A 22,972-nucleotide genomic window follows, 5' to 3' on the forward strand; every position below is an offset into this window, starting at 1 on the left:
CCTCAGCCGCGCCCGCCGAGCCCCTTGAGCAGGCCGATCTCGTCGCGCAGGCGGTAGGGCAGCGGGGCGCCGGCGTCGGCGAGCGCCCCTGCGTAGGCCTCGAGCGTCTGCAGCAGCGCCTGGCGCAGCACCTGCAGGTCGGCGGCCCGCGCACCGTTGCGGGCCCCGTCGAGCCGGTGGCGCGCGTGGTGCACGTCGGCGAGCAGCGCGGCGAGGTGGTCACGACCAGTCTCGCCGTTGAGGGGTCCAGCCCGTTCCATGCGTGTTCCGACCTGCCCGGCGGGGCGGCGGCACGGTGCCTCAGCGTCGCGGACACCGCCAACCTACCCCGGCGCGCCGCGCCGCCGCTCGGATTCGACCCGAGCCGGGTGCGCGTCGGGGCTCAGCCGACCGGGGTCGCGGCGGCCGGGACCTCCGCCTCGAGCGGGGCCGCTCCCTGCGGCGTCGCACGGTCGAGTCGGCGCTGCTGGGTCGACATCAGCACGACGGCGAGCACGGTCGCGCCGACCGTCACGCAGAAGGCCGCGGTCGCGCCGGACTGGTCGGCGAGCCGGCCGGCGAGGCTCGAGCCCAGCGCGTAGCCCAGCCCGGTGGCGCTGGCCAGCATGGTCATCGCGGCGCCGACCCGGGCGAGCGGCACGACCCGCTCGGCCAGCGAGAACACTGCGATCATGTAGGGCGCGACCGCGAAGCCGAGCAGCAGCACGGTCCCGGCGGCAGCCAGCAGCGACCCGACCAGCAGCAGCGGGAGCGACAGGACCAGCAGCGCGCAGGCCGCCACGAGCGCGCGTCGCTGGTGGGGGAACCGCTCGGGCACGTACGCGGTCGCCAGGCCGGCGATCGCGCTGCCCACGCCGAGCGTGGCGTGCACGAGCCCGGCGGCACCGGGGCGTCCGGCGTCCGTGGCCAGCACGGTCGCGCCGGTCTGGGTGGCCCCGAACAGCATCCCGATGGTGAGCTGGGCCGCGACGAGGACGACGAACGCGGCGCCGACGAGACGTCCGCGACCGCCGACCGGGTGGTCCTGGCCGTGGGTGAGGCGGGCCGAGGGGTCGAGCGCGAACGCCGAGCCGAAGACCGCGAGCAGCACCGCGGCCAGGAGCAGGGCGCCCGAGGGCGAGGCGGCGGCGACCGAGAGCCCGACGAGCGCGGGCCCGATCGCGAACGACGCCTCGTCGGCCGCACCCTCGTAGGAGAACGCGGCGTCGACCAGCCGGCGCTGCTGGGTGCCGGTGGCGCGGGTGAGCGGGCGCCACCGCACCCGGGCCAGCGGGCCGACCTGCGGCAGCACCAGGCCGGTCGCGGCGGCGGTCAGCACGACCGCGAGGTCGGCCGCCTCGCGGTCGACGACCAGGACGAGGGCGGCGAGCCCGGCGGCGCCGAGCAGCGACTGCACGAGGACGACCGGGCGCTGGCCGACCCGGTCGGCGAGCGACCCGGCCACGGGCGCCCCGACGGCGTTGGCGACGGCGAGCGCGCCGGCGCTGAGGCCGCCGAGGCCGTAGCTGCCGGTGGCGGTCGAGACGAGGAGGAGGGTGCCGAGCTGGCTCATGGCCAGCGGGAGGCGCCCGACGAAGGCGACGAGGACGTAGGTCGGGCCCGCCAGCTCGAGGAGTCGGCGGTAGGAGGCGAGAGGGGTCACGTGGGTCCTTCAGGGTGCGTCGGAACGACGCGCCGAACCCACCTCCAAGGACGCGTGTAACCCTCTGCTGCCGCTCATCCTAGGGCGCCGCGACCCCGCCCCGGGAATTGGCGGGCGGGTCTCACCAGGACGACTTCGTGATGCCCGGCAGCTCGCCTCGGTGTGCCATCTGGCGGAAGGTGATCCGGGAGACCCCGGCCTTGCGGAGGTGGCCGCGTGGGCGACCGTCGACCTGGTCACGGTTGCGGACGCGGACCGGGCTGGCGTCGCGGGGGAGCCGCGCCAGCGCCCGGACGGCCGCGTCGCGCTCCTCGACGGTGGCGGCCGTGCGCACCTGTTCCTTCAGCGCGGTCCGCCGCTCGGCATGGCGGGCGACGACCTGCTTGCGGCGCTCGTTGGCGACGATCTTCGACTTCCTGGCCATCAGCGTTCCTCCCGGAAGTCGACGTGGCGGCGCACGCGCGGGTCGTACTTGCGCAGCACGATCCGGTCTGGGGTGGTGCGCCGGTTCTTGGTGGTGACGTAGGTGTAGCCGGTGCCGGCGGTGGAGCGGAGCTTCACCTTGGGCCGCAGGTGGTTGCCGCGGGCGGCCATCAGAGCCTCCCTCCCCGCGCGCGGATGTCGGCGACGACGGCCTCGATCCCGCGCTGGTCGACGGTCTTGATGCCGCGGGCGCTCAGCGTGAGCGTGACGTGGCGGCGCAGGCTGGGCACCCAGTAGCGCTTGGACTGGACGTTGACGTCGAAGCGGCGCTTGGTGCGACGGTGCGAGTGGGAGACGTGGTGACCGAAGCCGGGGGTGGCGCCGGTGACCTGGCAGGTGCGGGACACGGGTTCCTCTCTCTGGTGCGTGTCGTGTCGGGGTCGCTCAGCCCTGGCGGGTCTTGAGCCGGGGGTTGCGCTTGTTGATGACGTACGTGCGCCCGCGTCGGCGCACGACCTGCGAGCCGGGCTGCTTCTTGACCGAGCGGATGGAGTTGCGGACCTTCATCGGGTCTCCCGGGGGGAGCGGGGCGACGCGGTGGAGACGTCGACGAGGCCGCGCTCGACGGCCCGCACGAGGCGGCGCGGCACGTGGCGCACCGTCCCGTCGACCGTGATCGGCACGAGGTCGGGCGGCGTCGCCTTCCACTGCGCGCGCCGGTGTCGGGTGTTGCTGCGCGACGTGCGTCGCTTGGGTACGGCCATGGTGTCCTCCGAGGACTGCTGGTGGTTGATGGTGGGCGGGGTCAGGCGACGTCGCGGATGTCGCCGAGCCAGGGCTCGAGGCCGTCCTCGACGACGTCCCAGCGCTGCTGCTCGACGCCTTCGGTCGGGGTGACGAGGACGTCGTCGAAGGCGGCACGCAGGTCGCGCGGCGGCGTGCCGAGACCGGTGTAGAGCAGCCGGGTCACCGGGGTGCGTCGACCCCAGGGGCTGTAGCCGCCGATGCTGAGCTGGCCGCCGGCGCCCGACCACTCGAGCCTGTCGCCGGGCCGGGTCGGGACCCAGAAGGTGCCGCGCGAGCGGAAGGGCCCGCTGCCGAGGTCCTCGATGCGATCGAGCAGCCGGTCCGGGTGGAAGGGCCGGGCAGAGCGCAGGTCGAGGCGCCAGGCGCGGCTCTCCCCGAGGTCGGGCACCGGGGCGTCGAGCTCGGGGTCGCACCAGGTCCGGGCCAGGACGTGGTGGTGGCGCCCGGTCGCGATCTCACCCACGTCGAGGGCTGCGACGTCGGTGACCACCGGGACGCCCGGGCGGGCGATCGCGCGGACGAGGTCGAGCGCCTCCGGACCCGGGTCGGCCTCGAGCACGACGTGGTCGGCGAGCTCGAGCTGGGCGCAGGCGACCTCCCCGACCCCGCGGTCGTCGTGGGGGTTCGAGTGCGCGTCGCGCTCGCGCAGGAGGGCGTCGCCCAGCAGGTCGCCGACGGTGTCGGTCGCCCCGACGGCGGCGACGACACTGCTGAGCTGGAGGTGGCGCGCCAGGCGGGTGTCGCTGCCCAGCGCGTGCGCGAGCTGCTGCGCCTCGGTGCCGAGGGGGAGACCGGCGACGATGCTCGACCAGCGCGGGTCGCGCGCCAGCCGGTCGAGCGTCGGCAGGACGTCCTCGCGCAGGGCGCAGCTGACGCAGGCGTGCTCGAGCTGGACCTGCTCCTGCTCGAGGACGCCGCTGACGTCGCTGACGGTCCGGGTCAGGACCTGCGAGTGCGGGTCGATGCGGTGTCGCACGGACACGGCGCTCGGCAGGTCCCACGCCAGGGTCATCAGCGTGGAGTCCATCGCGACCGGCTCGACGCCGGTCACCACCAGCAGACGGGTCCTCATCGGGCGGCCCCGTAGCGGCGCCGGAACTTCTCGACGCGGCCCTCGCTGTCGAGCGTGCGCGCGGTGCCGGTCCAGAACGGGTGGCTGTCGCTGGTGACGTCGACGTCGACGACCGGGTAGGTCACCCCGTCGACCTCGACCTGCTCGGCACCCTCGCGGGCGACGAGGGTCGAGCGGGTCACCACGAGGTGACCCGTCGACCGGTCACGGAAGGCCACGGGGCCGTAGGGCGGGTGGATGTCCTGCTTCACTCCAACTCCTTAGAACGAGAATCGTTCTCAACTATACCGCAGCGGTCGTCGCCACGCGTGCCGGGTCGCGCGGTGGCGGTGCGAGGATGTGCTGCGACGAGGAGAGGTGGTGGGGTCGTGGTCCATCCGCGGGCCGGACGGAGCTCACGCGCGGTGGGCCTGGGCCTGGTGGTGCTGGCGGTCGCACTCGTGCTGTGGCTGCGGCCCGCAGGGAGCGACGACGACGCGCGCGCGGGCGTCGCCCCGACGGTGACGGACTCCTCCGAGGCCCCGCCGTCCGCGTCGTCCGCCACGCCTCCGGCGACGACCTCCGACGAAGCGTTCTGCGACGGCTTCCGTCGGTTGGCGGAGGTCCAGGGCGAGTTCGTCGCCACGGGCGACGGCGGTGACCCGGCGCCGCTGCGGGCGGCGGCCGACGACCTCGTGGCGGCCGGCGTGCCGCAGGGGATGTCCCTCGTGGCGCGCAGCGGCTACGACACGCTGCTCGGCGGGGTCTACGACTCGATCGGTCTCGAGCTCGACCCGGCGGCCATCGGTGCGCCCGCTGCGCCCGTGACCGGCGGCGACGCGGCGTTCAGCGCCTACCTCGCGCAGTTCTGCCCGGCCTGACGGGTCGCGGGGACCGGGTCAGCGGCAGTCGGGGCAGAGGCCGAACAGCTCGACGACGTGGGTCACGTCGGTGAAGCCGTGGTCCTCGGCGGCCTCGGTGGCCCAGCGCTCGACGCTCGGGCCGTCGACCTCGACCGTGCGGCTGCAGCTGCGGCAGACGAGGTGGTGGTGGTGGCGAGGGCCGCACTTGCGGAACAGGGTCTCGCCGTCGTCGGCACGCAGCGTGTCGACCTCGCCGGCGTCGGCCATCGCCTGCAGCGTCCGGTAGACGGTGGCGAGGCCGACCTTGTCGCCCCCGGCGCGCAGGTCGTCGTAGACCTGCTGGGCGCTGGTGAAGGAGTCGTTCGCGGCCAGGTGCTCGCGCAGCGCGCGTCGCTGGCGGGTGTCGCGGCGCCCCTTCTCGCCGAAGGCCCGGGGGGTCGTCTCGGTCGTCGGCATGGCCCCAATCTACCTGCCGCAGCGGGACAGCGACGGCGCTCGACGCGCGGGGTGGTGCGGCGGCGCGCCGCCGTCCCGGGGCGGGGGGTGCCCCGGCCCGTCAGGGGAGGTCGCTAGGTTGAGGAACCGTCACCCCATGACTTCGAACAAGGAGAGAGCATGAACAAGCGTGAGCTCGTCGACGCCGTCGCCGAGAAGACCGACCTGTCCAAGTCCGACGCGGAGAAGGCGCTCGACGCCGTCTTCGGCGCCGTCGCGTCGGCCCTCGAGGCCGGCGACAAGGTCGCCGTCCCGGGCTTCGGCACCTTCGACGTGCGCGAGCGTGCCGCTCGCACCGGCCGCAACCCGCAGACCGGCGAGACCATGGAGATCGCCGCGTCCCGCAGCGCCGGCTTCAAGCCCGCCACCGCGCTGAAGACCGCGCTGAACGGCTGAGTCGCTCCACCCTCGGGTGGTCGGAGGGGGCGTCGTCCGCGACGCCCCCTCCGTCGCGTCCGGGTATCATCGCGGCGCACGACGGGGCTGGACGAAGGTGGCATCGATGGGTGGCTCCCACGGCGACCGACGCGCCCGGTCGCGTCCGTCGCGCTGGTCGCGCCGGCTGGCACTCCTCGCCGTCGGGCCCCTCGGCCTCGTCGCGCTGCTCGCGATGGTCCTGCTCTGGCCGGCGAGCACCCCCGCGGTCGAGGGGGAGCGCCCGGTCGAGGTGTTCGGGACGGTGGTGGCGGTCGAGGCACGCACGTGCCCGGAGCCGCTGCCCGATGACGTCAACGGCTGCGGGGCCGCGCGGGTGGAGGCCGACGACGGACGCTCCCTCACCGCCCCGCTGCCCAACGGGGTGGGCGCTCCGGAGGTGGACGTCGGCGACGACGTGGTGATGATCCGCAGCAGCACGCCGGACGGAGACGTCTACTCGATCGTCGACCAGCAGCGCGCCGCCGGGTTGTGGGTCGTCGCCGCCGCCTTCGTGCTCGCCCTGGTCGCCTTCGGGCGCTGGAAGGGGCTCACCGCGCTGGCGGGGCTCGGCGTCACGTTCGCCGTCCTGCTGCTGTTCGTGGTGCCAGCGATCCTCGCCGGCGAGTCCCCGGTCGTGGTCGCGATCGTCGGCTCGGCGGTCATCATGGTGACGGTCCTCTACCTCACCCACGGGACCGGTGCGGCGATCTCGGTCGCGGTCCTGGGCACGCTGGCGAGCCTGGCGCTCACCGGGGTCCTGTCGGCGCTGGCCGTGACGGCGCTGCACCTGACCGGGGTCACCGACGACCTGTCCGCCTCCGTCGGCACGTCCGGGCAGGTCAACACCCAGGGCCTGCTGCTGGCCGGCATCGTGATCGGCACGCTGGGGGTGCTCGACGACATCACGGTCACCCAGGCCGTGACGGTCGAGGAGCTGGTGCGCGCCAACCCTCGCCTGTCCGCGCGCGAGGCCTACCGCGCCGGCAGCCGCGTCGGGCGCTCCCACGTCGCGTCGGTGGTCAACACGGTCATCCTCGCCTACGCGGGATCGTCGCTGCCGCTGCTGATCCTGGTGGTGTCGGCCGACAGCTCGTGGGGAGGCGTGCTGACCGACCAGGTCATCGCCCAGGAGATCGTGCGCAGCGCGGTCGCGACCATCGGTCTCGTCGCGGCCGTCCCCGTGACGACCGGGCTGGCGGCGCTCGTGGCCACCCGCGAGGCGGCGGACGGCGAGCTCGCGGTCGCCGGCTAGCGGTACTGGTTGCGCGGCGCGTCCGTCTCCTCGACCGCCTCCACGCTGATCTCCGGCACGCCCTCGCCGTCCATGCCGGTGCCGGGGACGTGGGTGCCGACGACCGAGACCCACTGGTCGTCGGGAGGGGCGTCGGCGCCGGAGGCCTCGACGCGCATGACGAACGCGTCCGCCGCACAGCAGCTCATCGAGAACTGCGTGACGTACCAGCCCGAGTCGTCGTGGCTGACGAAGCCGGTGACCTCGATGCGTCGTCCCGCGAGGGTGGCGCCGTCGTCGAAGAACGCGCGCATGAGCACCTCGTCGAGCTGGAGCAGCACGGGGTCGCCGTCCGGCAGGGGTGGCAGGTCGGCGGCGCCCGCCTCCGGCACCTCGACGGCTGCGGTCTCGGCGCGGTCGGCGAAGTAGGCGCCCAGGGCCGGGGGAGCGACGAGGAAGAAGACCAGAGAGGGCGCGAACAGCAGCCACGCGGCCCGCGGCACGTGGGAGGTGTCCTGCTCGTCGTCGCCGTGCCAGAGCTCCAGCACGCCGAGGACGACCAGCAGGGCGCCGGAGGCGACCAGCGGCCAGCGCATCCACGCGTTGACGTAGTTGAGGTACGTGTCGCCGATCGCCATCCGGAGCAGGACGACGCCGGTGACGGTCAGCAGCAGGGTCTGCGTCGCGCGGGTCACAGCAGCCACCAGCCGATCGCGCTGGCGGAGAGGACGGCAGTGACGAGGACGAGCGGCACGAAGCGGACGGCGAACGCCCCGCCGAACTGCCCGGACTCCATCGACGCGAGCTTCACGTCCATCGCCGGGCCGACCACCATGAAGACCAGCTTGGCGGTGTCGGAGAACGCGCTCAGGCTCGCCGCGACGAAGGCGTCGGCCTCCGAGCAGAGGGCGACGACGAAGGCGAACGCGGCGAGCGTGAGGACCGCGAGCACGGCGTTGCCGGCGACGCTGTCGATGATCGCGCGCGGCACGAAGGTGTTGATGGCCGCGGCGAGCATGGCGCCCATGACCAGGAACCCCGCCGCGTGGAGGAAGTCGTGGCGGACGTTGGCGAAGAACGTCCCCACGGTGCCACCGCCGTGGTCGTGCGGGCGGGACCGGTGGAGCATCGGCACCCGTCCGGCGAAGCGCAGCCAGAGCCAGCCGACCGCGACCGCGGTGAGCAGCGAGGCGAGGAACCGCGCCAGCACGACCTCCGGGCGGCCGGGGAACGCGACCGCGGTGGACACCAGCACGACCGGGTTGATCGCCGGGGCGGCGAGCAGGAAGGTGAGCGCGACCGACGGGGCGATGCCGCGACCCATCAGGCTGCTCGCCACCGGCACCGACGCGCACTCGCACCCCGGCAGGGCGACGCCGGCCAGGCCGGCGACGGGCACGCCGAGGGAGGGGTTCGAGGGCACCATCCGCCGCAGGGTGCGCTCCGAGAGCAGCGTCGCGATCACCGCGGCGAGCAGCACGCCGCCCACGAGGAACGGGACCGACTGCACCACGATGGCGACGAAGATGGTGCTCCAGGTCGCGACGGCCGGGTGGTCGAGGCGGTCGACCAGCCACTGCTGGACGAGGACGAGGGAGACCAGCCCGCCGAGGACGACGTAGACCTGCAGCGACGCTGCGCGGCCCCCGGATCCTGCCGGAGCGGTGCCGGCATCGGGTGGATGGGTGGTGCCGCTCACGACGCGGGCCTCGGGTCCGGGATCACCGGACGACCGTAAACGATCTCGATAATCGATGTCGATTGGCGCGGCCGCGCGTCGCGGCTCAGGCGCCCCCGGCGGGCAGCGCCTCGAGCATGATGTCGGGGTTGTCGCGGGCGGTGACCATCGCGCGCCACTGGTCGACGAACAGCGCGAGGCGGGTGCCGTCGCTGCGCTCGAGCACCTCGACGCCGCGCTTGCCGGCCAGGACGGCCGCGCCGGCCGCGTCGGTGCGCCGGGCCACCTGGTAGTCGAGGCGGGAGAACCGGATCGGCGAGTTGAACTCGTGGGTCATCCGGTCCTCGACGACCTCGAACTGCATCGGGCCGACGGCCGCCAGGACGGGGTTCTGGTCGCCGCGCAGGTCCGAGCGCAGCACCTGGACCACGCCCTCCTGGTCGAGCTGCTCGATCCCGCGCCGGAACTGCTTGTAGCGGCCGATGTCGCCGGCGCTGGCGGTCACGAAGTGCTCGGGCGCGAAGCTCGGGACCGGCGGGAACTCGATCCGGTCCCCGACGTGGACCGTGTCCCCGACGCGGAGCGCCTGCGCGTTGACGAAGCCGATGATGTCGCCGGGCTGGGCGGTCTCCACCGCTGCGGTGTCGCGCCCGAAGACCGACTGGGCGAACTTGGTGGCGAACGGCTTGCCGGTCGCGGCGTGGTTGACCACCATGCCGCGCTCGAAGGTCCCCGAGACGACGCGCGCGTAGGCCAGCCGGTCGCGGTGGGCGTTGTTCATGCCCGACTGCACCTTGAAGACGAACGCGCTGAACGGGTCGTCGACGTCGCGCACGGTGCCGTCGACGCCGGCGGTCGGGCCGGGGTCGGGCGCGATGTCGAGCAGCAGGTCGAGCAGCTGCGCGACGCCGAAGTTCTGCAGCGCCGAGGCGAACATGACCGGGGTGGTCTCGCCCGCGAGGAACCGCTCCTGGTCGTGGTCGGCCTCGTCGAGCTCGAGCAGCTCGTGCTCCTCGACCGCGGTGGCCCAGGCCAGGGCGTCGGCCTCCTCGACCTCCGATGCGGCCATCCGCCGCTCGGGCGCCCGGGTCGCGCCGCCCGCGGTGCGGGTGTACTTCACGAACTCGCCGGTCCGGCGGTCGATGACCCCGCGGAAGTCGCCGGCCTCGCCGACCGGCCAGGTGAGCGGGGTCGGCCGCAGGCCGATCTTCTCCTGGATCAGGTCCATCAGCTCGAGGGCCGACAGGCCGGGGCGGTCCCACTTGTTGATGACCGTCATCACGGGGATGCCGCGCAGCGCGCAGACCTTGAACAGCTTGAGGGTCTGCGGCTCGAGCCCCTTGCCGGCGTCGACGAGCATCACGGCCGAGTCGACCGCGGACAGCACCCGGTAGGTGTCCTCGGAGAAGTCGCTGTGGCCGGGGGTGTCGACGAGGTTGATGACGTGGTCCTGGTGCACGAACTGCAGGGCCGCGGAGGTGATCGAGATGCCGCGCGCCTTCTCCATCGCCATCCAGTCCGACACGGTCGCGCGCCGGTCGCCCTTGCCGTGCACCGCGCCGGCCTCGGTGATCACCCGGGCGTGCAGGGCGAGCGCCTCGGTGAGGGTCGACTTGCCCGCGTCGGGGTGGCTGATGACGGCGAACGTACGGCGGGGGCGGGTGTCGGGCACCGCCCGAATCTACCGGCCGGGCGGCCACAACCCCGCTTCGGCGGCCACCGTGCGAGGTGGCTCAGGTGCCGCAGAACGTGCGGTACGCCCCGAAGGAGGCGGGCGCGGGCTCCGCGTACGCCTCGAGGCCGGGGCGCTCGTCGAACGGCGCCGTGACGGCGTCGACGAGCCGTCCGAGCGGGTTGAGGTCGCCGTCGGTCGCGGCGTCGAGCGCCTCCTCGACGAGGTGGTTGCGCGGGACGTAGACCGGGTTGGTCCGGTCCATCACGGCGGCGTCGGGGGACAGCGCGAGCCAGCGGGCCGCCCAGGCGTCGAAGCCGGCGAGGTCGAGGACCAGGCTCCGTGCGGGCTCGGCGTCGCCGCGGGCCGCGGAGCCGAGCCGACGGAAGAACGACGTGTGGTCGACGTGGTGCTCGGCGAGCAGGCCGAGGAGGTCGTTGGCCAAGGTCGACACGACGTCGTCGGCCACGGTGTCGGGCAGCCCCAGCTTGGACCGCATGCCCCGCGTCCAGGCGGCGGAGTAGAGCGGGCGGAACCGCTCGAGCTCGGCCACGGCGAGGGCGACGGCGGCGTCCTGGTCGTCGGCGAGGAGCGGGAGGAGGGTCTCGGCGAAGCGGGCGAGGTTCCACTCCAGCACCACCGGCTGCCGGCCGAAGGCGTAGCGGCCCTCGGTGTCGATCGAGCTGAAGCTGGCCGCGGGGTCGAAGGCGTCCACGAACGCGCAGGGGCCGTAGTCGATGGTCTCGCCGGAGATGGTGGTGTTGTCGGTGTTCATCACCCCGTGCACGAAACCGACGAGCATCCACCGCGCGACCAGCGAGGCCTGGGCGGCGATCACGGACGCGAGGAGCGCGAGGTGGGGCTGCTCGGCCCTGGCGGCGTCGGGGTGGTGGCGGGCGACGGCGTGGTCGGCGAGGCGGCGCAGCAGGTCGACGTCACCGGTCGCGGCGGCGTACTGGAAGGTGCCGACCCGCAGGTGGCTGCTGGCCACCCGGGCGAGGACCGCGCCGGGCAGCACCGTCTCGCGGTGGACGACGTCACCGGTGGCCACCACCGCGAGGGAACGCGTCGTGGGGATGCCCAGCGCGTGCATCGCCTGGCTGATCACGTGCTCGCGCAGCATCGGGCCGACCGCGGCGAGCCCGTCGCCGCCGCGCGAGAACGGCGTGCGGCCCGAGCCCTTGAGGTGCAGGTCGCGGACCCGCCCGGCATCGTCCACCAGCTCGCCGAGCAGCAGGGCGCGGCCGTCGCCGAGGCGCGGCGACCAGCCGCCGAACTGGTGGCCGGAGTAGGCCTGCGCCACCGGGGTCGCACCGTCCGGCAGGCGGGTGCCGGTGAGCAGCCCCAGGCCGTCGGACGTGCGCAGCCAGGCGGGGTCGAGGCCGAGGTCGGTCGCGAGCCGGTCGTCGAGCACGAGCAGTCGCGGGTCGGGCGCCTCGCGGGCCTGCCAGGGGAGCGCCAGCTCGGGCAGCTCGTGGGCGAACCGGTGGTCGAGGACGAGGGCGGGTGCCGGTGCGGAGGTCACTCCCTCGAGGATACGCCGGGGTCGTCGGCGCCGGCCGGGCCGAGGAAGTCCACCAGCGCCGGCGCGAACTGCTCGTGGAACTGGAACACGGCGCCGTGGCCGGCGTCGGGGTAGATGATCAGCTCGCTGCCGTTGATGCGGCGGTGCAGGTCCGCGGACAGGACCGAGGGCACCATGCGGTCGTGGTCGCCGTTGGCGATCAGGGTGGGCTGGGTGATCCGCGAGAGGTCGGACGGCGCCGAGCGTCCGTAGTCCCGGATCGCCTTCAGCTGGGTGCGCAGCGCGGAGAGGGTGATGGGGCGGTCGCGGTCGGTGGTGCGCTCCGCGAGCCGCGCCAGGAAGTCCTTGGCCGCCCTCCTGCCGGTCGCGTCGCGCGAGAAGAACAGGAACTCCTTGGGGTCCGACCTGGTCACGGTCGCGCGGAGGATGTCCCAGTAGGTCGTGGCGACGACCTTGTCGATGTCGGCGCCACCTCGCGGTCCGGTGCCGGTGAGCACCAGCCTGCGCACCAGGTGGGGGTGCGCGAGGACGAGGTCCTGCGCGATCATGGCGCCCATCGAGAACGACACGACGTCGACCCGGTCGTGGCCCAGCGCCCGGATCAGCTCGTGGGCGTGCTCGGCGGCCTCCTCGATGGTGCGGGCCACCCGGCCGGTCGACGCACCGACGCCGCGCTGGTCGAACGCGATGACGTGGCGCCCCCGGGCCACCGGGTCGATGATCCGCGGGTCCCAGTTGTCGAGCGTCGCCGCGAGGTGCACGAGGAAGACGACCGGGACGCCACCTCGTGGGCCGAGCTCGCGGTAGGCGTAGGTCGTGCCGTCGACGTCGACGGTGCGGGTCGGGGCCAGGGCGTACGACGTGGTCACGGGTCCTGCGGTGGAGCTCATGCGTCCTCCTCAGGACCTGGTGGTGGCGGACGCGAGGACCGCGTCGAACACGGTGGTGGGTGCGAGCGCTGCGAGGGCGAGCTGGACGCGGCTGGCGTTGTCGCAGCGGTAGCGGGCACGCGGGTGCCGCGCGGTGAGCGCCTTCTCGACGGCCCGCACGACCCTGGCCGGGTCGCCCACGCACTTCTGGGTGCGGCCCTGGAGGGCGCGGGTGCCGGCGAGGTGCGCGGCGTAGAGCTCGCGGTGCTCGGCGCTCATGCTGGCCGTCATGCGGTCGTGGTCGTCGAGCGCGCCGCCCCACATGTCGGTCCGGGTGGGGCCGGGCTCGATCAGCGAGACGGGGATCCCCCAGGGACGCAGCTCCACCCGCAGGGCGTCGGCCACGGACTCCAGGGCGTACTTCGACGCGCTGTAGGCGCCGGTGCCGGGGAGCGTGACCCGTCCGCTGACCGACGACATGAACACGATCCGGCCACGCGACTCGCGCAGCAGCGGCAGGACCGCCTGGACGACGCCGACCTGCGAGGTGACGTTGACGTCGAGCTGCCGGGCCAGGTCGTCGAGGGGGACGGTCTCCACCGGGCCCTGGACGATGATGCCGGCGTTGTTGACCACCGCGTCGAGCGAGGCGGGGAGCTGGTCGCGCAGGCCGGCGACCGCCGCCCTGTCGGTGACGTCGAGCCGGACCGGGTGGACGTGCGGCAGCGCGCCGAGCGCGCGGAGGTCCTCGGCGGACCGCGCCGTGGCATGGACGGTCCAGCCGCGCTCGCTCAGGTGTCGGGTGAGGGCGAGGCCGATGCCGCGGCCGGCCCCGGTGACGAGTGCCGACGGCTGCGGGCCGGGGCCGGTCATCGGGTCACCACGACCTTGCCGCGCGCCTTGCCCTGCTCGACGTGCGCCACGGCCGCGAGGGTGTCGTCGAAGCCGAAGGCGGTGCGGTCGAGGACGGGCCGCAGCGTGCCGTCGTCGTAGAGGCCGGCCAGCGCCGCGAGTCGCGCGCCGTCGGCGCGCATGAAGAAGGCGGAGTAGCGGACCCCGAGCTTCTTCGCGCGGCGGCGGACCCGGTGGCTGAGCACCGCCATCACCGGTGCGAGCAGCGGCTTGCCGAGCTGCCGGGCGAAGGCTGGGTCGGGAGGTCCGACCACGCTGATCGCCAGCCCGCCCGGCTTCAGGACGGTCAGCGACTTCTCGAGGCTCGCGGGCCCGAGCGAGTCGAGCACCACGTCGTAGCCCGACACCACCTCGGTGAAGGACTGGGCGGTGAAGTCGATCGCCACGTCGGCACCCAGGTCGCGCACCAGGTCGAGGTCGCGGGTGTGGGCGGTGGTGGCGACGTGGGCGCCCAGGTGCTTCGCGAGCTGGACGGCGGTGGCGCCGAGGCCGCCGGCGCCTGCGTGGACCAGGACCCGGTCACCCGCCGAGACGCCCGCGAGCTCCACGAGTGCCTGCCACGCGGCGAGGGCGACCAGCGGCACGGCGGCCGCCTCCGCGAAGGTCAGCGCCGCCGGTTTGAGGGCGACGTCGGCGGCGTCGATCGCCACCTCCTCGGCGAAGGCGCCGATGCGTCCGTCGCGCGGTCGGGACCAGACCTCATCCCCGACCGCGAACCCGGTGACGCCGGCGCCCACCTCGGTGACGACCCCGGCGAGGTCGTGGCCGAGCACGAACGGGCGGTCGTAGGGGATGAGCAGCTTGAACTCGCCGTTGCGGACCAGCATGTCGAGCGGGTTGATGCTGGCGGCCCGGACCTCGACGCGCACGTCACCGGCGCCGAGGGTGGGTCGCGGCGCGTCGATCTCCCGGAGGCCGTCGGGCCCGTAGGCGGTGACGGCGAAGGCCCTCATCACGAGGCCTCGGGCGTCGGTGCGGGAGCGGTGGCGAGGCTCAGCGCGTGGGTGCGCGCGGCGGCCAGGACGTGCTCGGACAGCGTCGGGTCGGTGACGGCCCGAGCGCTCTGAAGCGCGCCGACCAGGAGGCTCAGCACGCCGATCGCGCGGGAGGTCGCCTCGTCGGCGGGCACGTCCACCGCGGCCGCGACGTGGCCTGCGACCGCCGCCACGAGCCGTGCCGCCCCGGTGGTGTAGGCCTCGCGAGCGGCGAGGGCCTCGCGCCCCACCTCGTCGAGCAGGGCAGCGGACGGACAGCCGCCGGCGCGGTCGTCACGGTGGGCGGGGGACAGGTAGTCGCCGATGAAGGCGGCGAGGGAGTCGTGTCCGGCCGGGGCGGACTCCAGCTGCTCGGCCTGGTGGGCCAGCTGCTCGGCCAGGACCTCGGCGATCAGCGCGTCCTTCGACGCGAAGTGCCCGTAGAAGGCGCCGTTGGTCAGTCCCGCGTCGGAGACCAGGGTCGCGATCCCGGAGCCGTCGAAGCCGTCGGTCTTGAAGCGTCGGCTCGCCGTGTCCAGCAGGCGTCGCCGCGTCTCGCGCTTGTGGTCGGGTCCGTACCTCGCCATGTCGTGCCTCTCCTCGGTGGTGTCGAGGACCATAGCATTACGGTCATAATCCAATCAAGGTCGAACGCTCACCGGAAGTCGCGCGAGGACGCCCGCGCCTGCAGCACCGCGCCGGCGCCGGGCACGACCACGTCGATCGGCTCGACCCGGTCGGCGACGAGGTTGGTGACGCCCTCGTTGCGCTCGAGCCGGCCACGGATCACCACCGCGACCCGGTTGCGGGCGGCGTGGCGGTGGGCCTTCATCACCCCGACGGAGCACACCACGTTGAGCATCCCGGTCTCGTCCTCGAGGTTGAGGAAGGTGACGCCCATCGCGGTGCCGGGGCGCTGGCGGTGGGTGACCAGCCCGCCGACGTGGACGCGACGTCCGGACTCGGCGGTGGCGAGCTCGGCGACCGAGCGCACCCCCGCGCTGCGCAGCTGGTCGCGCAGGTGCTCGACGGGGTGCCGCTCGGGCGAGATGCCGGTGGCCCAGAGGTCGGCCAGCGTGATCTCCGGCTCGCTCATGCCGGGCAGCGTCGGGGCGGCGGGGGAGGGCGTGACCCCGGGGAGGTGGTCGGCGCCCTCGGCGAAGCCGGCCGCCCAGAGCGCCTCGCGCCGCTGCAGCCCCCAGGCGTCGAAGGCGCCCGCCGTGGCCAGCGCCTCGAGCTGGGTGGAGGTCAGCCCGGCGCGCCGGGACAGGTCGGTGATCCCGGTGAACGGTGCCTCCTCGCGGGCCGCCACGACCCGCCGCGCCACGTCGAGGCCGATGCCGCGCACCGAGTCGAGCCCGAGGCGTACGGCGTGGCCGCCGTCGCGGCGGTGCGCCGGGACCGGGTCGGGGGTGCCGGGCACCCACTCGACCCGCTCGAACCGCGGGAGGCAGCACGAGTCCAGCCCGCCCGCCCGAGCCGGCCCGACGACCAGCGGCTCGAGGTCGGCCTGGGCGGCCGACCGGGTGACGTCGGGACGGCGCACCTCGACGCCGTGGCGGCGCGCGTCGCCGACCAGCGACTGCGGGGAGTAGAACCCCATCGGCTGGTTGCGCAGCAGCCCGGCGAGGAACGCGGCGGGGTAGTGGAGCTTGAACCAGGAGGAGGCGTAGACCAGCAGGGCGAACGACAGCGCGTGCGACTCGGCGAAGCCGAAGTTGGCGAAGGACAGGATCTTGACGTAGATCGAGTCGGCGAGGTCGCCGGTGATGCCGCGCCGCTCCATGCCGGCGTAGAGCTTCTGCTTGACCGACTCGATCCGCTCCACCCCGCGCTTGGAGCCCATCGCCCGGCGCAGCAGGTCGGCGTCGTCGCGGCTGCAGTCGCCGAGGGTGACGGCCATCGCCATCAGCTGCTCCTGGAACAGCGGCACCCCCTTGGTGCGCTCGAGGACCGGCACCAGCTCGGGGTGGTCGTAGGTCACCGGCTCCTGGCCGGTGGCGCGACGGACGTAGGGGTGGACCGCGCCGCCCTGGATCGGGCCGGGTCGGATCAGCGCGATCTCGATGGCGAGGTCGTAGAACTCGCGCGGTCGCAGCCGGGGGAGGGTGCCGATCTGGGCGCGGCTCTCGACCTGGAAGACGCCGATCGAGTCGGCGCGGCACAGCATGTCGTAGACGGCCGGCTCCTCCTTGGGCATCGAGGCGAGGTCCCACTCCTCGCCGAGGTGCTCGGCGACCAGGCGCATCATGTGGTCGAGCGCGCCGAGCATCCCGAGCCCGAGCAGGTCGAACTTCACCAGCCCCATCGACTCGCAGGCGTCCTTGTCCCACTGCAGCACCGTGCGGCGCTCCATCCGGGCGCGCTCGATCGGGCAGACCTCGCCGATCGGCCGCTCGGTGAGCACCATGCCGCCGGAGTGGATGCCGAGGTGGCGCGGCGCGCCCATCAGCTCCTCGGCGAGCGCGACGACCGGTGCCGGGACGTCGTGGGCGGACGGGTCGCCCGCGTCTCCGGTCACGACCGACCGCCACCCGTCGACCTGCTTGGACCAGGCGTCCTGCTGGCCGGGGGAGAAGCCGAGCGCCTTGGCGGCGTCGCGCACCGCCATCCGCGGGCGGTAGGCGATGACGTTGGCGACCTGGGCTGCGTTGCGGCGTCCGTAGGTGTCGTAGACCCACTGGATCACCTCCTCGCGCCGGTCGGAGTCGAAGTCGACGTCGATGTCGGGCTCCTCGTCGCGGTGGGCGGAGATGAAGCGCTCGAACGGCAGCCGGTAGAAGACCGCGTCGACGGCGGTGATGCCGAGGGCGTAGCAGACCGCGGAGCTCGCGGCGGACCCACGGCCCTGGCACAGGATCCGCCGCTCGCGGGCGAACGCGACGATGTCGTGGACGATCACGAAGTAGCCGGCGAAGTCCTTCTCGGCGATGACCCGCAGCTCGTGCTCGAGCCGCGCGCGGGCCTCGGCCTCGTGGGGCACCCCGGCGTAGCGCTCGGCGAAGCCCCGCTCGGCCAGCACCCGCAGCCACGTGTCGGCCGTGTGCCCCTCCGGGATCTGCCGCTTGGGCAGGGCGGGCGAGGCCTTGCGCAGGTCGAAGGTCAGCTCGTCGGCGAGGGTGACGCTGCGGGTCACCGCGTCGGGGTGGGCCGCCAGGGCCGCCGCGGTCTCGGCGCCGCTGCGCAGGTGGGCGGAGCCGCCCAGGTCGAGCCAGCCGTCCATGTCGGCGAGGCTGCGCCTGGCCCGGACGGCGGCCATCGCGGAGGCGAGGCGGTGCCGCTGGGGGGTGGCGTGGTGGACGTTGCCGGCCGCGACCAGGTCGAGGCCGTGGACGCCGGCGAGGCGGGCCAGGGCGTCGTTGGTGGCGTCGGCGCCGGGGCGCGGCGAGAGCTCGACGAGCACGTCGCGCAGGCCGAACAGCGAGGTGAGCCGGTCGAGCGCCTCCGAGGCCGCGCCGTCGCCGCCCGCGGCCAGCGCCTGCGGCACCAGGCCCTTGCGGCAGCCGGTCAGCACCACCCAGTGGCCGCGCCCCTGCGCGCCGAGCTCGTCGAGGTCGTAGACCGGGCGGCCCTTCTCGTCGCCGCGCAGGTGGGCGTCGGTCATCGCGGCCGCGAGCCGGTGGTAGCCCTCGACCCCGCGCGCCAGCACCAGCAGATGGCTGCCCTCGGGGTCGGGCACGCCGTTCTGCGGGCCCCCGAGCCCCAGCGACAGCTCGGCGCCGAAGACCGTCGGCAGGTCGTGGGCCGCCGCGGCCTCGGCGAGCATCGGCGCACCGTAGAACCCGTCGTGGTCGGTGATCGCGAGCGCGTGCAGGCCGAGCCGGACCGCCTCCTCGACCAGCTCGGCCGGCGAGCTCGCGCCGTCGAGGAAGCTGAAGTGGCTGTGGCAGTGCAGCTCGGCGTAGGGGGTGACCCGTGCGGGACGCTCGACGCGGACGGGCTCGACGGCCGGGCGCTTGCGCCGCGAGACGGGGGCGTCGTCGGCGCCGGGGAGCCCGCTGAGCCGGCGCTCGAGCTCCTTCCAGTGCATGGCGGGGTTGTTCCAGCCCATTTAGATGGCACCTCCGCTCGTTCCTCGCTGCGGTGCCGACAGGTCAGTCATAGGCCGCCTCCAGGGACCAGCCCTCCGGGGAGCGGACGAGCAGCCAGGCTCGGCCGTCGGCGCCGACGACCTGGAACCTGGCGGTCGGCCCGGCGCCACCGGACCACCAGCCCTCGTCGGTGGGCCACGGGCCGGCCCACGCGGTCACCGGCTGCCAGGGCAGGACGCCGCCGGCGACGCGGAAGCGCCGCGGCTCGCCGCTCACCACGCCGCGGTCGGTGACCGCGACGAGGTGGCCGCTGTCGTCCACGACCTCGGCGGCCGGGGGAGCGGCGAAGACCCGGACCGGCGCCGGCCCCGGGACCCTCCCCGGCCACGGCCGGTCGAGCGGGCGCAGGTCGACCGGTCGCTCGCCCCACGGCACCAGCGCCTGCCGGGCGGCGGGGCTGCGGCCGCCCTGGAGGACGGGGCGCCGCACCGACTCGAAGCCGACCATGCCCTGCACGCGGGCCACGCCGCGCTCGACGAGGTCGTCGGAGGCGGTGCCCCAGAGTGCCTCGCCGTGGGCCGCGGCGGGCTCCACGACCTCGGGGACGAACCGGACGCGCTCGACCGGCGCGCGGACCGCGCCGGAGTCCTTGCGCGCCCGGAGCGCGCCGCCGGCCCCCTCGACGGTGCCGGCGGACTGCAGCTGCCAGTGGACCCGGTCGACGAGGTCGCGCGCGGTGAAGTGGCGCGGGTGCAGCCAGGCGCGCGAGGAGCAGACGACGCCGTCGGACCACGCCTCGATGCGCACCGCGGTCGCCACGAGCTGGTGGCGGGCGAGCTGCTCCACGAACTGTTCCGTCGTGATGCGGACGCTGAAGGTGATCGCCTCCACCGACTCCAGCGGCGGCTCGAACGGCACCTCCACCTCCAGCTCGGGCGGCGGGGTGCGGGCGGCGAAGAGGGCGCGGTCCTCGCCGCGCGCCCGACGGCGGACCGAGGCGCCGTAGGCGCCGAGCCGGTGCTCGACGGCGTCGCCGGGCAGGTCGGCGAGGTCGCCGAGCGTGCGGAGCCCGAGCCGCTGCAGCAGCCCGACGAGCTCGCGGCCGCGGGGCCCGTCGTCCTGCAGCACGTGCACGGGCAGCCCGCGCAGGAACGTCGCCGAGCCCCCCTCCGGGACCACCACCCACGACTGGACGTCGGCGGTCCGGGCCGCCTGCTCGGCGGTGAACAGGTCGTCGGCGATGCCGATGCGGACGTCCCAGACGCCGGTCTCGACGACCGCCTGGCAAGTCGTGGCGGCCGCGTCGGTCTCCGAGCCGTACCAGCTGCCGGGCGCCCGGACGGCGAGCAGCCCGGGCCGCAGCGCGGCGACCCCGGGACGCAGGTCCTCCACGGTGGCCAGCACCGGCTCGAAGGCGCGCGCGTCGCGGTCGGGGTTGGCGGGCAGGAGGAGCAGCTCGGGGCAGCGCGCCTGCGCGTCGCGGCGGCGGTGGCCGCGGCGTACGCCCTCGGCGCGCGCCGGGCCGTTGCAGACCTCCACCACGTTGGCGGCGAGCACGGCGGCGGGCGCGCGCAGCGACCGCCCGGCCTCGTCGAGCGCGGCCACGACCGACCAGTCGGGGCACCACAACACCATCACCCGCATCGTGCACACCCGACCGCAGGCGCCTCACCCCGAGGCACGGTGGACCTCGCGGACCTCGCGGACCTCGCGCACCGGGGCGTCGAGCCGGTGCACGCCCGGCCAGGTCAGGTCGAGCCGCTGCGGCGGGCGGGCGCCGCGGTGCACCAGCACCCGCGCCCGGCGCTCGCGGAGCACGCCCGGCCCCGAGGTGGGGCCGAACCAGCCCGACTCCTCGGTGCTCAGCCGCGCCTCCACCCGCGGCCAGGCACCGTGCACCACGAGCACCGACGACCGGGTCCGCAGCCGCGACTCGAGGAGTCCGGCCGTGCGCTCGTCGACCCGTCCGGGAGGCCGGAGCACGACGACGCGCAGCACGTCGACGAGGGCGGCGGTCACCTCGAGCCAGTGCTCGCCGGGGTCGGGGACCAGCACCGTGCGGGCGAGCTCGACGCCCAGCTCGGCGGCCGCCTCGGCACCGAAGTCGGCGCACCCGGCGAAGCCCACCCACTCGCCGGCGCGCGACGCCCCGGCGGCGAGCGCGAGGCCCAGCGAGGCGGAGTCCACGGCGTAGGTCGCCCCGGCACGCAGGGGCACGGCGTCGGCCAGCCCGGGTAGGGTCGCGACCGGCTCGCCCGCCGGCTTGCGCTCCATGGCGGCGACCCGCTCGCGCAGCTGCTCGACCACCGATCTCGACGGGTCGAGCGTCGTGATCGAGCGGGCGGAGGACATGGGTCCATCATCGAACAGGCGTTCGAACGAGTCAAGCGGGGTTGCACCTCCCGGGGACCACCCCCGCCACCGGGTCAGTCGACCATGGCCCGAACGGGCCACGTGCGCGGGATCCGCACGGAGCGAGGGCCGCGCCGTGCGAGAGTTCTGCCGGTGTCCGAGGGGGGTGGTGCCGTGACGATGAACCGCGGGGTCGTGGACCGCGGCGCACGTCCGCGCGGCACACGGCTGTCCGGCTGGGAGTGGCTCTCGGCCGCGTCGGTCCTGACGGCCGTGGCCGTCTACGTCGTCGGTGACGACCGCGTCCTCGACACGCTCTGCTACCTCGGCGTGCTCCTGGCCGCGAGCGCTGCGGCGTGGGTCGGCGCCGAACGCGCACCGGAGCACGCCCGCCTCGTGCCGCGGCTGATCGCCCTGGGGGTGTCGCTCTCCGCCCTGGGCGACGTCCTGTGGGAGGTGCTGGACGCCCTCGGCTACTCCACCGACGTCTCGATCGCCGACCCTGCGTGGTTCAGCAGCTACGTCGCGCTGTGCGCGGCGGTGTGGGTCGTGCTCGTGCGCAGCCGCCCGGGAGGCCGCGCCGACCTCGGCTACCTCGTCGACGCCGCCACGATCGTGACGGTGAGCATCCTGGTGTTCTGGCAGCTGGGCGTCAGGTCGGTCCTGGCCCAGGACGACCTCGGGACCACCGCCAAGCTCGTGGCCTCCGCCTACCCCGTGGCGGACGCCGTGCTCCTCGCCCTCGTGGCGCGTGCGCTGCTCAGCCCACGCGCGCGGGGCTCCGTCGGCACCGCCTTCGCCGTGGGGGTCGTCCTGTGGCTGCTCGCCGACACCGGACCCCTCCTCGTCCCCTACGAAGGCGCGTGGGCGCTCGCCGTGGACAGCGGCTGGATGCTGGCCCCCGCCTTCCTGGCACTGGCCGCCTGGCGGTCCCGTCCCGGACCCGCCCAGGAGGACGACGACGCCTCGTCCCGCCGCTGGCGCCTCGCGCTCCTGATCGCCGTCGCCCCCCTGCTCGTTCCGCCCGCGCTCGAGGTCGTCGGGGACCTCCGTCGTGACGACGCCCCACCCTGGGCGCTGATCTGCGGCACGGTCAGCCTGCTGGCCCTTGCCATGGTCCGCACGGCGCGGCTGCTGCGGTCGGAGGAGCGCCACGTCCGCGAGCTCGAGGCGGCGCGTGACGCGGCGCTGGAGGCATCGTGTGCCAAGTCGATGTTCGTCGCGACCATGAGCCACGAGCTCAGGACGCCGCTCACCACGCTGATCGGCACCATGGAGATGCTGCAGGAGACCCCTCTCGACGCGGAGCAGGCCTTCCTCCTCGAGCGGATGGAACGCGCCGGCGTCCGGCTCCGTTCGCTGGTCGAGGACGTCCTCGACTTCTCGGTGATCGAGGCGGGGAGGCTCGACATCGCGGCACGTCCCTTCGACCTGCACCGGACCCTCGACGACCTGCTCGAGGTCTACACGCCGATCACCGAGGGTGCAGGGCTCCGCCTGGAGTGGCACCGTGACGCCGACGTGCCCGCCGACGTCGTGGGCGACCCGCTGCGCCTGCAGCAGGTGCTGGGCAACCTGCTCGACAACGCCGTCAAGTTCACCCCCTCCGGCAGCGTGGGCATCCGGGTCGCCACGCTCGGCGCCGATCCCGGCCTGGAGACGCTCGTGCTCTTCAGCGTGACCGACACCGGCATCGGCATCCCGGCAGACCGCCTCGCCGCCGTGTTCGAGTCCTTCACCCAGGTCGACGGGTCGCCCACGCGGCCCTACGAGGGGTCCGGACTGGGGCTCACCATCTCGCGTCGGCTCGTGCAGGCCATGGGCGGCACCCTCGAGGTGCGCAGCACGCCCGGCGAGGGCAGCACCTTCGAGGTCACCGTCCCGCTGCGGAGCTCCGGGGTCGTCGCACGGGGGTGACCGGTCGCCACGTCCCCGGTGCCGCCGGGACGGTCGGCGGGCCGCGCCCGAGCCGTACGGGTCATCCGGGATGGCCCGGTCGGTCCGGCAGGACAGGACCTTGGCCCCTGTGT

General features: G+C 74.5%; 25 protein-coding genes. 4 read left to right on the forward strand and 21 right to left on the reverse strand.

Translation table 11 applies throughout. From position 1 onward, the window contains the following. Window positions 1–2: 2 nt before the first annotated feature. The 9 genes from LN652_RS21640 to LN652_RS21680 all read right to left on the reverse strand — a co-directional run bounded on the left by LN652_RS21640 (window position 3) and on the right by LN652_RS21680 (window position 4,195). A complete protein-coding gene (locus tag LN652_RS21640) occupies window positions 3–260 on the reverse strand; it encodes a hypothetical protein (RefSeq protein ID WP_230442641.1) in 258 nt (85 codons plus the stop codon). Window positions 261–382: 122 nt separating this feature from the next. Next, window positions 383–1,642: an MFS transporter gene (locus LN652_RS21645; protein WP_230442642.1), complete on the reverse strand. Its 1,260-nt coding sequence runs from the start codon at window positions 1,640–1,642 to the stop codon at window positions 383–385. Between the two features lie 121 nt (window positions 1,643–1,763). After that, the gene (gene rpsN, locus LN652_RS21650; protein ID WP_230442643.1) at window positions 1,764–2,066 is read right to left on the reverse strand and encodes a 30S ribosomal protein S14; all 303 of its coding nucleotides are present in this window, start codon (window positions 2,064–2,066) and stop codon (window positions 1,764–1,766) included. Further along, window positions 2,066–2,236 carry a 50S ribosomal protein L33 gene (gene rpmG, locus LN652_RS21655; RefSeq protein WP_230442644.1) on the reverse strand — a complete coding sequence of 57 codons (171 nt, stop codon included), beginning with the start codon at window positions 2,234–2,236 and terminating at the stop codon, window positions 2,066–2,068. The genes rpsN and rpmG overlap by 1 nt, the downstream gene beginning before the upstream one ends. Further along, window positions 2,236–2,472, reverse strand: a complete 237-nt coding sequence (rpmB, locus tag LN652_RS21660; RefSeq protein WP_230442645.1) for a 50S ribosomal protein L28 — start codon at window positions 2,470–2,472, stop codon at window positions 2,236–2,238. The genes rpmG and rpmB overlap by 1 nt, the downstream gene beginning before the upstream one ends. Window positions 2,473–2,509: 37 nt before the next feature. Beyond that, window positions 2,510–2,632: a type B 50S ribosomal protein L36 gene (gene ykgO, locus LN652_RS21665; RefSeq protein ID WP_230442646.1), complete on the reverse strand. Its 123-nt coding sequence runs from the start codon at window positions 2,630–2,632 to the stop codon at window positions 2,510–2,512. Continuing rightward, a complete protein-coding gene (rpmF, locus tag LN652_RS21670) occupies window positions 2,629–2,829 on the reverse strand; it encodes a 50S ribosomal protein L32 (RefSeq protein ID WP_230442647.1) in 201 nt (66 codons plus the stop codon). The genes ykgO and rpmF overlap by 4 nt, the downstream gene beginning before the upstream one ends. Before the next feature lie 41 nt (window positions 2,830–2,870). Continuing rightward, a complete protein-coding gene (locus tag LN652_RS21675; protein ID WP_230442648.1) occupies window positions 2,871–3,944 on the reverse strand; it encodes a CobW family GTP-binding protein in 1,074 nt (357 codons plus the stop codon). Then, complete coding sequence (locus LN652_RS21680; RefSeq protein WP_230442649.1) at window positions 3,941–4,195, reverse strand: type B 50S ribosomal protein L31; 255 nt, start codon at window positions 4,193–4,195, stop codon at window positions 3,941–3,943. The genes LN652_RS21675 and LN652_RS21680 overlap by 4 nt, the downstream gene beginning before the upstream one ends. Before the next feature lie 117 nt (window positions 4,196–4,312). On the opposite strand from LN652_RS21680, the gene LN652_RS21685 reads away from it, so the two are divergent. Beyond that, on the forward strand, window positions 4,313–4,804 hold the full coding sequence (locus tag LN652_RS21685) for a hypothetical protein (RefSeq protein WP_230442650.1): 492 nt from the start codon (window positions 4,313–4,315) through the stop codon (window positions 4,802–4,804). 18 nt (window positions 4,805–4,822) lie between these two features. On the opposite strand, the gene LN652_RS21690 is transcribed toward LN652_RS21685, so the two are convergent. Further along, complete coding sequence (locus LN652_RS21690) at window positions 4,823–5,242, reverse strand: Fur family transcriptional regulator (protein WP_230442651.1); 420 nt, start codon at window positions 5,240–5,242, stop codon at window positions 4,823–4,825. Window positions 5,243–5,401: 159 nt separating this feature from the next. Between LN652_RS21690 and LN652_RS21695 the strand changes: the two genes are divergently transcribed. Next, window positions 5,402–5,677 (forward strand): HU family DNA-binding protein, encoded by a 276-nt coding sequence (locus LN652_RS21695; RefSeq protein WP_211732232.1) that lies wholly within the window; start codon window positions 5,402–5,404, stop codon window positions 5,675–5,677. 106 nt (window positions 5,678–5,783) lie between these two features. Next, complete coding sequence (locus tag LN652_RS21700; RefSeq protein ID WP_230442652.1) at window positions 5,784–6,950, forward strand: YibE/F family protein; 1,167 nt, start codon at window positions 5,784–5,786, stop codon at window positions 6,948–6,950. Here LN652_RS21700 and LN652_RS21705 read toward each other — a convergent pair. The 11 genes from LN652_RS21705 to LN652_RS21755 form a co-directional block, all read right to left on the reverse strand. Then, a complete protein-coding gene (locus LN652_RS21705; RefSeq protein WP_230442653.1) occupies window positions 6,947–7,633 on the reverse strand; it encodes a TIGR03943 family putative permease subunit in 687 nt (228 codons plus the stop codon). The genes LN652_RS21700 and LN652_RS21705 overlap by 4 nt on opposite strands. Then, window positions 7,621–8,628 carry a permease gene (locus LN652_RS21710; protein WP_230442654.1) on the reverse strand — a complete coding sequence of 336 codons (1,008 nt, stop codon included), beginning with the start codon at window positions 8,626–8,628 and terminating at the stop codon, window positions 7,621–7,623. The genes LN652_RS21705 and LN652_RS21710 overlap by 13 nt, the downstream gene beginning before the upstream one ends. Before the next feature lie 85 nt (window positions 8,629–8,713). After that, the gene (locus tag LN652_RS21715; RefSeq protein ID WP_230442655.1) at window positions 8,714–10,279 is read right to left on the reverse strand and encodes a peptide chain release factor 3; all 1,566 of its coding nucleotides are present in this window, start codon (window positions 10,277–10,279) and stop codon (window positions 8,714–8,716) included. 61 nt (window positions 10,280–10,340) lie between these two features. Further along, window positions 10,341–11,804 (reverse strand): protein adenylyltransferase SelO, encoded by a 1,464-nt coding sequence (locus LN652_RS21720; RefSeq protein ID WP_230442656.1) that lies wholly within the window; start codon window positions 11,802–11,804, stop codon window positions 10,341–10,343. Then, window positions 11,801–12,694, reverse strand: coding sequence for an alpha/beta fold hydrolase (locus tag LN652_RS21725; RefSeq protein ID WP_230442657.1), 894 nt, complete (start codon window positions 12,692–12,694; stop codon window positions 11,801–11,803). Before LN652_RS21725 ends, LN652_RS21720 begins: the two co-directional genes overlap by 4 nt. 9 nt (window positions 12,695–12,703) lie before the next feature. Next, window positions 12,704–13,546, reverse strand: coding sequence for an SDR family oxidoreductase (locus tag LN652_RS21730; RefSeq protein ID WP_230442658.1), 843 nt, complete (start codon window positions 13,544–13,546; stop codon window positions 12,704–12,706). After that, window positions 13,543–14,538, reverse strand: coding sequence for an NADP-dependent oxidoreductase (locus tag LN652_RS21735; protein WP_230442659.1), 996 nt, complete (start codon window positions 14,536–14,538; stop codon window positions 13,543–13,545). The genes LN652_RS21730 and LN652_RS21735 overlap by 4 nt, the downstream gene beginning before the upstream one ends. Then, window positions 14,538–15,179 carry a TetR/AcrR family transcriptional regulator gene (locus LN652_RS21740; protein ID WP_230442660.1) on the reverse strand — a complete coding sequence of 214 codons (642 nt, stop codon included), beginning with the start codon at window positions 15,177–15,179 and terminating at the stop codon, window positions 14,538–14,540. Before LN652_RS21740 ends, LN652_RS21735 begins: the two co-directional genes overlap by 1 nt. A gap of 35 nt (window positions 15,180–15,214) precedes the next feature. Further along, a complete protein-coding gene (locus tag LN652_RS21745) occupies window positions 15,215–18,610 on the reverse strand; it encodes an error-prone DNA polymerase (protein WP_230442661.1) in 3,396 nt (1,131 codons plus the stop codon). Between the two features lie 43 nt (window positions 18,611–18,653). Beyond that, a complete protein-coding gene (locus tag LN652_RS21750; protein WP_230442662.1) occupies window positions 18,654–20,234 on the reverse strand; it encodes a Y-family DNA polymerase in 1,581 nt (526 codons plus the stop codon). Between the two features lie 24 nt (window positions 20,235–20,258). Continuing rightward, the gene (locus LN652_RS21755; protein WP_230442663.1) at window positions 20,259–20,942 is read right to left on the reverse strand and encodes a hypothetical protein; all 684 of its coding nucleotides are present in this window, start codon (window positions 20,940–20,942) and stop codon (window positions 20,259–20,261) included. 180 nt (window positions 20,943–21,122) lie between these two features. Here LN652_RS21755 and LN652_RS21760 point away from each other — a divergent pair, with 180 nt between their 5' ends. Further along, window positions 21,123–22,859, forward strand: a complete 1,737-nt coding sequence (locus LN652_RS21760; RefSeq protein ID WP_230444788.1) for a sensor histidine kinase — start codon at window positions 21,123–21,125, stop codon at window positions 22,857–22,859. Window positions 22,860–22,972: the final 113 nt, after the last annotated feature.

This window comes from Nocardioides okcheonensis (assembly GCF_020991065.1).
Classification (GTDB): Bacteria; Actinomycetota; Actinomycetes; order Propionibacteriales; family Nocardioidaceae; genus Nocardioides; species Nocardioides okcheonensis.